We start from the raw sequence: 12,419 nt of genomic DNA on the forward strand, positions 1-12,419 counted from the left end.
TGGACCGAGGTCTGCCTGAACTTCCCGACCCTCGATGCACTGGCGGAAGGCTACGAGGTGTACATCGTCACCGACGCCTCCGGCGGCACCACCAAAGAAGCCCACGACATGTCGGTGCAGCGGATGATTCAAGCCGGCGCCGTGCCTGTGACCTGGCAACAAGTGCTGCTCGAATTCCAGCGCGACTGGGCTCACAAAGAGACCTACGAAGCAGTGATGGAACTGGTACTGGAACACAGCGGTGCCTACGGCATGGGCGTCGACTACGCCTACACCATGGTCCACGGCGCGCCGCAGCGTAAGCTGGGTTAACCCTACGCAACGCTGGATTAACCCCGCTCGCAGGGGGTTAACCCCCTCACGCAGCTCAACCCCTGTAGCAGCACGGCTTGCCGGCGGTAGCGATCTCAACGACGCCACCGCCGGCAAGCCGTGCGGCTACAGGGGTTTTCCATGTGCTCGGTCAATAGGCTTCATCGGGCGAATGATGACCAATGGCTGGCCTCCGGAGGTCTAGACTCCACTCATACCTCACCGCCAAAAACCACCACCATGATCGGCGCCCAAGTCCTTACCCCGCACACCATGACCCTCGCCTGGCTGCTGTACGTGCCGATGCTGGTGTGGGCGCTCTGGCGCTGTCCCTGGGTTGAGTTGTTCACCGACAGTCGACGCCAGCACCTATTCTTCGGCACTGTCTTTGCGTTATTCCTGCTGTGGCTGATGCGTCGCGATTTCGATACCGGCGTGTCCTACCACTTTCTGGGCATGACCGCCGTGACGCTGCTGCTGGACTGGCCGCTGGCGATTATCGGCGGTTTGATCGCACAGCTGGGCATGCTGGCGATGGGGCGTCAGGACCTGGCTTCGCTGGGGGTCAACGGGGTGCTGTTGGTGGTGATGCCGGTGCTGATCACCGAAGCCTGCTCACTGGTCGTCGAGCGCGCCCAACCGAAGAACCCGTTCACCTACATTTTTTGCTCGGGTTTTTTTGCCGCTGCCCTGGCGGCGCTGATCTGTCTGCTGGTCGCGATGGGCTTGCTGTGGCATGACGGACTGTTTGCCATGCCCGAGTGGCTGGGGGATTTCGTCGGCTACCTGTGGCTGATCATCTTCCCCGAGGCGTTCATCAACGGGATGATCGTCACCGCGCTGGTGGTGTTTTGCCCCGAGTGGCTGGAAACCTTCAACCGCACGCGTTACCTGGCGGCGCCCTGGAAGGAGGATGGCGACGCTTGACGGGATGTTGTTACTGTTTTGAATGCCATTGATTCTGGCCGCAGGCCGTGGGCGTCCAGCTCGCTGACGATCTGCCGGGAACCGGCAGCAGACCAGGCGCATCGGCCGTATCAGGTAAAGCGTATCTGAGTGCTGCTGCGCGGCAGATCGCCCTGCGGACAAAAATCGGTAATCAATGCTGCCTTGGATCGAAATCGCCCGAGAACAACTCATCCTCAGCGTCCGGCGCCACCGGAATCGCGTGTTCCTCCGACGCCCAGGCGCCCAGGTCGATCAGTTTGCAACGGTCCGAGCAGAACGGCCGGAACTTGCTTTCCGGTTTCCATTCCACAGGGGCTCCGCAGGTTGGGCAATCGACGGTCATTGGTTGGCTCATCATTGGCCTCCACGCAAAGTTAGATAAAAGTGATGCAGTCGCTCGACTTCGCTTTTCAGCCACGCCGGATCGCGGTCATTGATGATCACGTCATCGGCTCGGTTCAGACGCTCCTGGCGAGTGGCCTGCGCCTTGAGAATCGCCCGCACCTGCTCCTCGTTGGTCTTGTCGCGCAGCACCGTACGCTGGATCTGGACTGCCTCCGGCACGTCGATTACCAGCACTCGCTTGACCATCTGATGCTGGGTGGTTTCCAGCAACAGCGGCGATACCAGAATCGCGTAGGGTGACTGCGCGCGCGCCAGGTACTGTGTGATCTCCTCGCGAATCAGCGGATGCAACAGGCCTTCGAGCCAGAGTCGCTGCGGCGGGTCCTTGAAAATCAGCTCGCGCAACGCTGCGCGGTTCAGCGTGCCGTCAGCCTGCAACACCCCCGCGCCAAACCGTTCAGCGATCTGCGCCAGGGCAGGGCGCCCCGGCTCGACGACCCAGCGAGCGGCATTATCGGCATCCACCAGATGCACGCCCAGGTCGACGAAGCACTGCGCCGCCGCGCTCTTGCCACTGCCGATGCCCCCGGTAAGGCCGAGGATCCACGGGGTTGCTGCGTGAGAAGTCATCTGAAACCGGCGATCTGCAAATACGAGGTGGTTATTTGATCACCCCAGAGCAATGCGATCCAGCCCGCGATGGCCAAATAGGGACCGAAGGGAATCGGTGTACTGGTCTCGACATTGCGCAAACGCAACAGAATCAGGCCCAACACCGCACCGACAATCGATGACAACAGAATCGTCAACGGCAGAATCTGCCAGCCACCCCAAGCCCCGAGCATCGCCAGCAGCTTGAAGTCGCCGTAACCCATGCCTTCCTTACCGGTGATCAGCTTGAACAGCCAGAACACCACCCACAACACCAGATAACCGAACACCGCGCCCCGCAGGGCATCCGTCAGCGAAGCGAACAGCCCGAACCCATTGACGATCAGCCCCAGCCACAGCAGAGGCAGCACGATCGCATCCGGTAACAGCTGATGATCGGCGTCAATCAGACTCATCGCCAACAGGCCCCAACTCAACACCAGCACAGCGCCGGCCTGCCAGCCGAAGCCGAAATGCCAGGCAATGAACGCCGACATCAAGCCACAGACCAGTTCCACCAACGGATACCGTTTGCTGATCGGCGCCTTGCAACTCGAACACTTGCCACCCAGCAACAGATAACTCACCACCGGCAAGTTCTCCCACGCGCGAATCTTGTGCGCGCAGTGCGGGCAGCGGGAATGGGGGAGGATCAGGTTGAAGGTCTCGGTTTGCGGTTCGGCTGGGAGTTCCAGCACCTCGCGAGCCTGGATCTTCCAGTCGCGGATCATCATTTTTGGCAGGCGATAAACCACCACGTTGAGGAAACTACCTACCAGCAGCCCCAGAACCAGCGAGCATAAAACGAAGGCCAGCGGGGAGCTGGCCAGAAGGTCGAGGAGGGGCATGGTTAGACGACGTTTCCGAGCTGGAATATGGGGAGGTACATGGCCAGAACAAGACCGCCTACAATTACACCAAGCACAGCCATAATCATGGGTTCCATGAGGCTGGTAAGGCTGTCGACCATGTTGTCGACCTCATCCTCATAGTAGGTTGCGACCTTGTCCAGCATTGTATCCAATGCGCCGGACTCTTCTCCGATGGAGGTCATCTGGACGGCGAGCATCGGGAACACCCCCGTGCTACGCATTGAGAAGTTCAGCTGCATGCCTGTCGAGACGTCCTGCTTCACTTTGTTAACGGCGTTTCTGAATACAACATTGCCCGTTGCGCCGGCTACTGAGTCTAATGCTTCCACCAAAGGCACGCCCGCCGCGAACGTGGTCGCCAACGTCCGAGCGTAACGGGCTACAGCAGATTTATAGGTGAGCGGACCAATGACAGGCAGTTTGAGCAAGAGTTTATCCATCCAGTCGCGAAACTTCTCAGAGGTCTTATATGCACGTCGAAAAAGGAACATGACTACAAACAGACCTGCGAGGATGTAGTACCAACTGTCCTGAACGAACTGAGAAAGCGCAACGACCATTTTCGTAAAAGCTGGCAGGTCCGCGCCGAAGCTGGTGAAAATGGCTTGAAATTGTGGGACGACCTTAATCAGAAGAATGCCGGTGACAATAAATGCCACGATCATCACCGCAATCGGATAGGTCATCGCTTTTTTGATTTTGGCTTTGAGTTGCTCGGTTTTTTCTTTGTAGGTTGCAACTCGGTCCAGCAGAGACTCCAGAGCGCCTGCTTGCTCGCCCGCATCTACGAGATTGCAGAAGAGGTCGTCGAAATATTGTGGTTTTCTCCTCAGCGCCGTAGCAAAACTATTGCCAGCTGCAACGTCTTGCTTTAGATCGTCGACCAATTTGCGCATGTTTGGATTGTCGGAGCCCTCGCTTATGATGTCGAAGGATTGAAGCAATGGTACGCCCGCTTTCATCATCGTCGCCATTTGCCGGCTGAAGAAGGCAATGTCCAACGGTTTGATCTTTTTGCCCGCGCCGAAAATCGAGATCGTTTTTTTTCTGACTTTAGTCGGGTTTATTCCTTGCTTGCGTAATTGGGCCTTGATTAGGGCCGGATTATGTCCAGACAGCTCTCCGGTTATCTTGGTACCTTTCTTGTCAAGGCCCTCCCAAGTGTAAACGCTGGCCTTTACTACTTTGGTCGCCATGTTCAGTCCTTGGTCACCCGGTTGATTTCCTCAAGACTCGTCAACCCTTGCATGGCCTTCATCAGGCCCGAGGTGCGAAGGTCATTAAACCCGTCCCTTCGCATTTGTGCGGAAATTTCAATGGAGTTGCCCTCTTCCATAATGATTCTTTCAAGAGCTGGGGTGTTTTTCACCACTTCGTAGATACCCACGCGGCCTTTATATCCTCCGTTGCAGTGTTCGCAACCTGCTGGAGAGTACAAGCTGAACGTGCCGATTTTGTCTTCCGGGAAGCCTTCCGCCAACAGTGTCTCGCGGGGTACGTCGATTTCCTTCTTGCAATGCGGACATAATTTGCGCGCAAGCCGTTGAGCAATGATCAGGTTGATAGCAGTTGCAATGTTGAATGCGGCGATGCCCATATGGTGCAAGCGGGTTAGGGTTTCCGCTGCGCTGTTGGTGTGGAGCGTTGATAAGACCATGTGGCCGGTCTGCGAGGCCTTGATGGCGATCTCGGCTGTCTCCAGGTCACGGATCTCGCCTACCATGATCACGTCAGGGTCCTGACGCAAAAATGCACGAAGCGCTTGTGAGAAGTCCATGCCTTGTCTTGGGTTTACGTTGACCTGGTTAATACCTTCCAGGTTGATCTCGACGGGATCTTCGGCAGTGGAAATGTTGATGTCCACGGTATTGAGGATATTAAGGCCTGTGTACAGGGAAACGGTTTTGCCGGAGCCAGTTGGGCCGGTGACGAGAATCATCCCTTGTGGTTGCCGAAGTGCCTGCAGGTACAGTTCTTTTTGCTCCGGCTCATAGCCTAGGGCATCGATACCCATCTGTGCGCTGGTAGGGTCGAGGATCCGCATGACAATCTTCTCGCCCCACAGGGTGGGTAAGGTATTGACTCGAAAATCAATCGCGCGTGTTTTGGAGATACGAAGTTTGATTCGGCCGTCTTGAGGTTTTCGTCGCTCTGAAATGTCCAGTCCTGCCATCACCTTCAACCGGGCCGCTATGCGTCCAGAAAGCTGTGTTGGCGGCTTGGCGACCTCATGAAGAATACCGTCGGTGCGCAGTCGTACGCGGAATGTTTTTTCATAGGGCTCGAAATGTAGATCCGAGGAGCCCAAGCGAATCGCATCCATTAGCATTTTATTGACGAATCGAACGACAGGGGCGTCTTCCGAATCCACTTCATCCAGCGTTGCTTCCTTGCTTTCGGCTGCGGACACTATCTCGAGACTGAGATCGACATCGGCCATCTCACTGAGGCCTCCGTGGGTGTCGAACAGCTTGTCGATGGCCACACTGAGTTTGTCGTCTTCTACAAGGATCGCTTCCGTGTTTAGGCCAGTGCTGAACTGAATGTCGGTGATCGCTTGATGATTCGTTGGGTCCGAAACGCCGACGAACAATTTGTTGCCACGGCGCCACAGTGGCATGGCGGAATGCTGGCGAACGAGTTTTTCGCTGACCAGCCCTTTAGGCTGGCTTTCCTTCTCAAGCGTGCTCAGGTCAAGAAACGGCAGCCCAAATTGCTCGGACGCCATTTCGGCAAGCACCAAGCTGTTTACTATTTTGTTCTGGACCAGATAGCTGACCAGCGAAACCTTGTCACGGCGTGCCTGTTGGTAAGCCTGCTGCGCAGTTTTTTCATTGAGTAGTTCAGCCACGACAAGCTGCTTAGCCAAACCAGTGAGTACAACATCAGTCATAAAGCCACCAAACGCAGACAGTGGTTGGTTTATAGCGTAGTCGGGCTTTGCTGCCAAATGCCCCAACCGCCACGTGACAAAAAATGTCAGTTTCTGCAGATTCGGGAACGGCCTAAAGAAGGCTCTTGCCGCGTCTTATCCTGTTTTCGTAAATAAAATTTTGGCACGTTCTGTGCTGTGCTCTTAGCAAGGCAAATCCTTTGACGCCTGGAGTAGTTGATAATGAATGCACAAAAAGGTTTTACGTTGATCGAACTGATGATCGTGGTAGCGATCATCGGCATCTTGGCTGCAGTGGCCATTCCGCAATACAGCGATTACACGTCGCGTGCGAAGGCATCCGCCACAATTTCCGATATCAGCGCCTACCAAAACGCTGTTAGCCTCTGCGCTCAGGAAACCGGATCTTTGACTGCCTGTGGCGCCGGCGGCACCGGTGGCGTTCCAGCTGCCGTTGACACCGCAAACGCAACCGGCTTGGCGGTTTCCGCAGCCGGTGCGATTACTGCCACCAGTACCGCTACAACAGCTGCTGGCGTGAAGCTGACCGTTATCCACACTCCTACATTCGCGGCAGGAGATGCCAACATCAAGTGGGTTGAATCAGGCACTATTTGTGATGTGAGCCGTGGTCTGAAAAAAGGTCAGGGTGGTTGCGCGCCTTAATCGGTCGACGGAAAGGCCTGACTTCGGTATAGCGCCGGCTTAAGATCTTTCCTATGCCGAAATAGCTCAGTCGGTAGAGCAGCGCACTCGTAACGCGAAGGTCGTAGGTTCGATTCCTATTTTCGGCACCAGAAACACAAAAAGCCCGGTCCTCGCGACCGGGCTTTTTCGTTTCAAGCGCTGCTGAACGTAGAAGTGAGCTTGCTGGCGATGGCGGTGTGTCAGGCTCATGTTCGCGCCTGACAGAATGAAATCGCGAGCAAGCTCACTCCTACAGGTGAAATCGCGAGCAAGCTCACTCCTACAGGTGCAATCGCGAGCAAGCTCACTCCTACAGGTGCAATCGCGAGCAAGCTCACTCCTACAGGTGCGATCGCGGGCTAGCTCATTCCTTTCAGGGAAAGGTCCTCAAACACTCAACCGCATCGACAGATCCACCGCCTTCACGTCTTTGGTCAAGGTGCCAATCGAGATGTAGTCCACTCCGGTTTCGGCAATGCTGCGCAATGTCGCGTCGGTGACGCCGCCGCTGGCTTCGAGTTTGGCGCGGCCGGCGGTGAGGCGCACGGCTTGGCGCATGTCGTCCATGCTAAGTTCGTCGAGCATGATGATGTCGGCGCCGCCGTCGAGGGCTTGTTGCAGTTCGTCCAGGCTTTCGACTTCGACTTCCACCGGTTTGCCGGGCGCGATCTTGTGCGCGGCGGTGATGGCCTGGGCGATGCCGCCGCAGGCTGCGATGTGGTTTTCCTTGATCAGGAAGGCGTCGAACAGGCCGATGCGATGGTTATGGCAGCCGCCGCAGGTGACGGCGTATTTTTGTGCCAGGCGCAGGCCGGGGAGGGTTTTGCGGGTGTCGAGCAGCTTGACCTGGGTGTCGGAGACCATGTCGGCGTAACGCTGCGCGCGGGTGGCCACGCCCGATAGCAGCTGCAGGAAGTTCAGTGCGCTGCGCTCGCCGGTGAGCAGGGAGCGGGCCGGGCCTTCCAGGTGGAACAACGGCTGGTTGGGTTTGACCCGCTGGCCGTCGGCGACCTGCCAGTGCACTGCGACGCGCTGGTCCAGCTGGCGAAAGACACTGTCGACCCAGGCGGTACCGGCGATCACTGCGTCGTCGCGGGAAATTACCGTGGCGCGGGCCAGACGCTCTGCCGGGATCAGTTGTGCGGTGATGTCGCCACTGCCAACGTCTTCAAGCAACGCACGGCGCACGTTGGCTTCGATTTCTGCAGTCAGCGCGGCAAGACATAGATTCGGCATATCGAACTCCACTTACTAAGTGGCCGGAGTATAAGGCAGGTGGCTGTACCAACCCACCCGCATTGCACCGCTCAAACGCGTGCATCTGCTGCACTCTGTCGGTTTTTTTACCGCTTGTGCGACAGAATGCGATTTTCGCGGTCTATCGGTGCACGTGCCGCTTCGTCGACTCCTATTATTCCAATCGAGACGAAGAGTCCGCTGGCGAGCGGACGATATTTGAAACATAATTCGCCTTGTATTTGACGTCATGGCTTTGACGTTCCGCCTGTACACCCAGGGACTACAAAATCGAACGCCGTTCAAGTAGAGGTCGATCCTCTGTTTGCGATCAGGTTTGGCTGTTGCAGTGGTTGTTGCGAGTGATGGTGGATGAGAGGAGTGCTTGATGCAGAACGACAGTAAAGTGGTGCCCTTGAGCAAGACGGGCCCGGACCAACCGGGATCTTCGCCTGTCGCTCGGCTGCCCGTCGTTTTGTTGCAGGTGCGTGACAAGGCCGCGCAGCAGCTCAAGGAGAGCCTGCAGACGCTGTTCGATAACGCCGACGACACCTTGTTCGAAATGGCTGACCGGGCGCACAACAACGCCGAGCAGAATATTTTCTTCGAGGCCATGCGCGATCTGCGGCTCAAGCGAAAGAGCATCGAGCGCAATTTCCTGGATAAATTCTTCGAGGCGTTTCTGCGCCTCGGTCAGTATGAGATCGCTGAGCCGATCCTCGCCGAACCCGTTTCCTTCGACAAACTCGCGCTGGTCCACAACGATGACCTGGAGCGCACGGTGGCCGTCGATGCCATGGTGACCAAGGTCGTCAACCGCGACGGTGTTGCGCTGAGTCAGTTGACCACGCGCTTGAACGAGCTGATCCCGCAGCCGCTGACCGACCAGACCAACCCGTTGGGCCCCACGCTGCTGTGCGATTTTTTCCTGCAGGCAGGTCGCAATCTGGGTGTCGAGATCAAGGTCAAGCTGATCATCCTCAAGCTCTTCGAAAAATACGCGCTGACCAATGCCGATGAGCTGTACGAAGAAGCCAACCAGTTGCTGATATCCGCTGGCGTGTTGCCCGAGCTCAAGGTCCTGCCATCGCGTCGTTCGACTGATCGCTCCGCTGCCCCGGCGCCCTCGGCTGAAGCCCTGCGTGCCGACAACGCTGCGCTGGTGCAGGCCGCCGAGAAGCTCGATACCAGCGTGCAGGAAGTGTTTGGCGCCTTGCAGGAGCTGTTGGTGCATGTGCGCGGCAACCTGACGCCGCGCCCTGATAACGCCGTTGAGGCCAGGGCGATTTCCAGCGCCGACCTGTTGCGTCTGCTGTCTCATCTGCAGCAATACGTGCCGCGGGCCGAGACGCCGGATGATTTCGATCTGCGCGCGCAGCTGGAGCAATTGATCGGCCGGGTGAGTGCGCGTAGCGGCAAGTTCCGCGTCGTCGGCACCATGGACGAGGACGTGATCAACCTGATTTCGATGCTGTTCGAGTTCATCCTCGACGACCGCAATCTACCGGCTTCCCTGCGCGCATTGATTGGCCGCTTGCAGATTCCGATGCTCAAGGTCGCGGTCATCGACAAGAGCTTCTTCAGCCGTGGCAGTCACCCGGCGCGGCGTCTGCTCAACGAGATCGCATCGGCGGCCTTGGGTTGGGGCGGGCGTGACGACAGCCAGCGCGATTCGCTGTACACCCGTATCGATCAGATCGTGCAACGCTTGCTGCATGACTTCGTCGACGACCCGGCGATTTTCACCGAGCTGCTGGTGGATTTCCTGGCCTTTACCAGCGACGAGCGCCGCCGCAGCGAGCTGCTCGAGCAGCGTACCCGTGATGCCGAGGAAGGCCGCGCACTGGCTGAGCTTGCGCGTCAGCGCGTGCAGCAGGCGCTCAATGATCGGCTGCTGGGCAAGACCCTGCCCGAGGTCGTGGTGCGCCTGCTGCAGGAGGCGTGGAGCAAGGTGCTGCTGCTGACCTGTCTCAAGCATGGCGAGCAATCCGGCGAGTGGAAGGCCGGCCTGCAAGCGATGGATGAGCTGATCTGGAGCGTCGAGTCCCATGACGAGCCGGATGCGCGTCAGCGTCTGCTGGAACTGGTGCCGGGGCTGCTCAAGTCGCTGCGTGACGGTCTGAGCAGTGCGGCGTTCGATCCGTTTGCCACCAGCGAATTCTTCAGCCAGCTCGAAGCGCTGCACGTGCAGGCTTTTAACCATGTGGCACGCGAGGCCGATGCCGAGACTACCGTTGGCGAGTCGGTCAACGGTACCTCGATGATGGCCGTGGTCGAAGAGATCGTGCTGGTCGCGCCGGGCGAACAAGTGCTCAGCGAACCCTCGCTGCACCTGCCCGAAGACGATGAAGGCTTGATGCAGGTCGATACCCTGCGCATGGGCAGCTGGGTCGAGATCCAGGAAGACGAAGACCACAAGTTGCGCTGCAAGCTGGCGGCGATTGTCGAGCCGAGCGGGCGCTATGTGTTCGTCAACCGTACCGGCATGAAGGTGCTGGAAAAAACCCGCATGGGCCTGGCCGTGGAATTTCGTCGGGGCACCATCCGCGTATTGGACGATTCGCTGCTGTTTGATCGGGCGCTGGAGTCGGTGCTCGGAAATCTGCGCAAGCTCAAAGGCTGACCCGGACAAATTTCCTGTGCCAGCCCGGTTTGCCGCGCAAAAGGTCCCCCGGACGCCAGCCCCGGCCACGCGCACTGCAGGCCGCTGCTCGCAGCAGCAAGCACAGCATTCGCGCCCCACATCCTTTCCCATCGCGGGCATACTGGCCGCTGTCGATTGATGCTCTAAGGACTTTCCATGCGATTGGACCCTGCCACGGGCTGGTGCCACGGCGCGCGCCATTGCCCCTCACCCAATTTCAATGCTCGCCCTGAAGCCGAGATTTCGCTGCTGGTGATCCATAACATCAGCCTGCCTCCCGCGCAGTTCAAGACCGGCAAGGTTCAGGCGTTTTTCCAGAACCGTCTGGATGTCACCGAGCACCCGTATTTCGAAAGCATCGCCGAGCTGCGGGTTTCTGCGCATTTTCTGATCGAACGTGATGGCGAGCTGACGCAGTTCGTCTCCTGTCTGGACCGCGCCTGGCATGCCGGGGTGTCGGTATTTGAAGGCCGTGAGACGTGCAATGACTTCTCCATCGGTATTGAGCTTGAGGGCACCGATGACCAGCCGTTCACCGACGCTCAGTACCAGGCGCTGAGCACGCTGACCCGCCAGCTGCAATCGGCGTGGCCGGCGATCACCACACAGCGCATATGCGGTCACAGCGACGTTGCCCCGGGACGCAAGACCGATCCGGGTCCATGCTTTGACTGGGCACGCTTTCGGTTGGCTTTGCAGGATTGAATCAAAGGAGCAGGTAATGAGTTTTCTGGTGTTGCTGTTGGCCGTGTGGATCGAGAAATTCTCCGCCCTGCGCCAGCGTGTTCAGCGCGATGGGCCGTGGCTGAATCAGCTCGGACGGCTTGAGTCCAACCCGCGCACGGCAAAGCGTGCGTGGTGGATTCTGACCCTGACGGTGTTGTTGCCGCTGTTGGTGCTGGCGCTGGTGCTGTGGATTGTCAGCTCGGTGGCCTATGGCTGGCTGGCGCTGCCGATTCATCTGCTGGTGTTGGTCTACAGCCTGGGGCGCGGCAACATCAAGGCTAATCTTGGCTCTTTCCGCGATGCCTGCCGACGTGGTGATCAGGAAGCCGCGGTACTGGTCGCCGATCGTGACCTGGGGGTTGAGGCCGACAATGAGGAGCAACTGCTGGGCGGTGTGCAGACGTACCTGCTGTGGCAGGTTTATCAGGGTTTTTTTGCGGTGATCTTCTGGTATTTCGTACTGGGACCTGTGGCGGCGCTGGCCTACCGCCTGTTGGCACTGGCCTCCGAACATGGCAAAACCCCGGCATTGAGCGAACGTGCCACGCAATTGCGGCATGCCTTTGACTGGGTACCGGTGCGTCTGCTGGCGGCGAGCTTTGCCCTTGTGGGCAACTTTGTCGCGGTCAGTCGGGTCATGCTCAGCGAGCTGCTGAACTGGAACATCAGCGCGTCGCTGCTGATCACCCGGGTTGGCTGCGTTGCGGGCGAGGTGCCTGCGCCGGTGGTGGGCGCAGAGGGCGTGAGCAGTCTGGACGTGCTTTGGGAGTTGCTGATCCGCGCCGCGATTGTCTGGTACGCCGGGTTTGCGTTGTGCACGTTGTTCGTCTGATTGCGTGGCCGTTGTCAGCGTTTCGTAAGCCAGCATATCGGTAGCAGCCGGCAGGCTGGCGAATGAGTCAGGTCAGAGGCATCGAGGCGCTGCTGACCCAGCGCTTTCGCCAGCCAGCTGGCTCCTACAGGTTCTACGCCGCATATCCAGCTGTTCGCCCGTGGCTTGATCTACATCAAGAGACTTCGACTAGCGAGCGTTATCCTGCTCGCGTATCAAGGGGGCATCCATCCATACGAAGTGGCAGTTTTCAGTCCGGTTTTAATAAAGTCG

The 12,419-nt window shown here is 58.2% G+C and carries 12 protein-coding genes and 1 tRNA gene; 7 read left to right on the top strand and 6 right to left on the bottom strand.

Features of this window, described 5'->3' with window-relative positions; all coding sequences use genetic code 11:
* Both ACI2KS_RS28615 and ACI2KS_RS28620 read left to right on the top strand, forming a co-directional pair.
* Window positions 1-312: isochorismatase family protein (locus tag ACI2KS_RS28615; RefSeq protein ID WP_404624398.1), on the top strand; the 312-nt coding region annotated here is incomplete at its 5' end.
* Window positions 313-552: 240 nt separating this feature from the next.
* Window positions 553-1,239: an energy-coupling factor ABC transporter permease gene (locus ACI2KS_RS28620; RefSeq protein ID WP_404624399.1), complete on the top strand. Its 687-nt coding sequence runs from the start codon at window positions 553-555 to the stop codon at window positions 1,237-1,239.
* Between the two features lie 172 nt (window positions 1,240-1,411).
* Here the strand turns inward: ACI2KS_RS28620 and yacG are convergent, their stop codons facing one another.
* The 5 genes from yacG to pilB are packed head-to-tail and all read right to left on the bottom strand — an operon-like array spanning window position 1,412 to window position 6,021.
* Window positions 1,412-1,615: a DNA gyrase inhibitor YacG gene (gene yacG / locus ACI2KS_RS28625; RefSeq protein ID WP_369318921.1), complete on the bottom strand. Its 204-nt coding sequence runs from the start codon at window positions 1,613-1,615 to the stop codon at window positions 1,412-1,414.
* Window positions 1,615-2,235, bottom strand: a complete 621-nt coding sequence (coaE, locus tag ACI2KS_RS28630; protein ID WP_404624400.1) for a dephospho-CoA kinase — start codon at window positions 2,233-2,235, stop codon at window positions 1,615-1,617. The genes yacG and coaE overlap by 1 nt, the downstream gene beginning before the upstream one ends.
* The gene (locus ACI2KS_RS28635) at window positions 2,232-3,104 is read right to left on the bottom strand and encodes a prepilin peptidase (RefSeq protein ID WP_404624401.1); all 873 of its coding nucleotides are present in this window, start codon (window positions 3,102-3,104) and stop codon (window positions 2,232-2,234) included. The genes coaE and ACI2KS_RS28635 overlap by 4 nt, the downstream gene beginning before the upstream one ends.
* Window positions 3,105-3,106: 2 nt before the next feature.
* Entirely contained in the window at window positions 3,107-4,324 is a 1,218-nt protein-coding gene (locus ACI2KS_RS28640) for a type II secretion system F family protein (protein ID WP_404624402.1), read from the bottom strand.
* A gap of 2 nt (window positions 4,325-4,326) precedes the next feature.
* Window positions 4,327-6,021 carry a type IV-A pilus assembly ATPase PilB gene (gene pilB / locus ACI2KS_RS28645; protein WP_404624403.1) on the bottom strand — a complete coding sequence of 565 codons (1,695 nt, stop codon included), beginning with the start codon at window positions 6,019-6,021 and terminating at the stop codon, window positions 4,327-4,329.
* A gap of 222 nt (window positions 6,022-6,243) precedes the next feature.
* Between pilB and ACI2KS_RS28650 the strand changes: the two genes are divergently transcribed.
* Entirely contained in the window at window positions 6,244-6,687 is a 444-nt protein-coding gene (locus ACI2KS_RS28650) for a prepilin-type N-terminal cleavage/methylation domain-containing protein (RefSeq protein ID WP_404624404.1), read from the top strand.
* Between the two features lie 55 nt (window positions 6,688-6,742).
* Window positions 6,743-6,818, top strand: a tRNA-Thr gene (locus ACI2KS_RS28655).
* 277 nt (window positions 6,819-7,095) lie between these two features.
* On the opposite strand, the gene nadC is transcribed toward ACI2KS_RS28655, so the two are convergent.
* A complete protein-coding gene (gene nadC, locus ACI2KS_RS28660) occupies window positions 7,096-7,944 on the bottom strand; it encodes a carboxylating nicotinate-nucleotide diphosphorylase (RefSeq protein ID WP_404624405.1) in 849 nt (282 codons plus the stop codon).
* 388 nt (window positions 7,945-8,332) lie between these two features.
* Here nadC and ACI2KS_RS28665 point away from each other — a divergent pair, with 388 nt between their 5' ends.
* The 3 genes from ACI2KS_RS28665 (at window position 8,333) to ampE (ending at window position 12,146) form a co-directional block, all read left to right on the top strand.
* Window positions 8,333-10,567 carry a DUF1631 domain-containing protein gene (locus tag ACI2KS_RS28665; RefSeq protein WP_404624406.1) on the top strand — a complete coding sequence of 745 codons (2,235 nt, stop codon included), beginning with the start codon at window positions 8,333-8,335 and terminating at the stop codon, window positions 10,565-10,567.
* Between the two features lie 177 nt (window positions 10,568-10,744).
* Window positions 10,745-11,293, top strand: coding sequence for a 1,6-anhydro-N-acetylmuramyl-L-alanine amidase AmpD (ampD, locus tag ACI2KS_RS28670; RefSeq protein WP_404624407.1), 549 nt, complete (start codon window positions 10,745-10,747; stop codon window positions 11,291-11,293).
* A gap of 16 nt (window positions 11,294-11,309) precedes the next feature.
* Window positions 11,310-12,146: a regulatory signaling modulator protein AmpE gene (gene ampE, locus ACI2KS_RS28675; protein ID WP_404624408.1), complete on the top strand. Its 837-nt coding sequence runs from the start codon at window positions 11,310-11,312 to the stop codon at window positions 12,144-12,146.
* Window positions 12,147-12,419 lie beyond the last annotated feature (273 nt).

This window comes from Pseudomonas sp. NPDC087358 (genome assembly GCF_044900785.1).
Taxonomy (GTDB): domain Bacteria; phylum Pseudomonadota; class Gammaproteobacteria; order Pseudomonadales; family Pseudomonadaceae; genus Aquipseudomonas.

Excerpts from the sequence above, each read along its gene's own strand:
- ACI2KS_RS28620 (WP_404624399.1), top strand. The coding sequence starts at position 553 with ATGATCGGCGCCCAAGTCCTTACCCCGCACACCATGACCCTCGCCTGG.
- yacG (WP_369318921.1), bottom strand. The coding sequence starts at position 1,615 with ATGAGCCAACCAATGACCGTCGATTGCCCAACCTGCGGAGCCCCTGTG.
- coaE (WP_404624400.1), bottom strand. The coding sequence starts at position 2,235 with ATGACTTCTCACGCAGCAACCCCGTGGATCCTCGGCCTTACCGGGGGC.
- ACI2KS_RS28635 (WP_404624401.1), bottom strand. The coding sequence starts at position 3,104 with ATGCCCCTCCTCGACCTTCTGGCCAGCTCCCCGCTGGCCTTCGTTTTA.
- ACI2KS_RS28640 (WP_404624402.1), bottom strand. The coding sequence starts at position 4,324 with ATGGCGACCAAAGTAGTAAAGGCCAGCGTTTACACTTGGGAGGGCCTT.
- pilB (WP_404624403.1), bottom strand. The coding sequence starts at position 6,021 with ATGACTGATGTTGTACTCACTGGTTTGGCTAAGCAGCTTGTCGTGGCT.
- ACI2KS_RS28650 (WP_404624404.1), top strand. The coding sequence starts at position 6,244 with ATGAATGCACAAAAAGGTTTTACGTTGATCGAACTGATGATCGTGGTA.
- nadC (WP_404624405.1), bottom strand. The coding sequence starts at position 7,944 with ATGCCGAATCTATGTCTTGCCGCGCTGACTGCAGAAATCGAAGCCAAC.
- ACI2KS_RS28665 (WP_404624406.1), top strand. The coding sequence starts at position 8,333 with ATGCAGAACGACAGTAAAGTGGTGCCCTTGAGCAAGACGGGCCCGGAC.
- ampD (WP_404624407.1), top strand. The coding sequence starts at position 10,745 with ATGCGATTGGACCCTGCCACGGGCTGGTGCCACGGCGCGCGCCATTGC.
- ampE (WP_404624408.1), top strand. The coding sequence starts at position 11,310 with ATGAGTTTTCTGGTGTTGCTGTTGGCCGTGTGGATCGAGAAATTCTCC.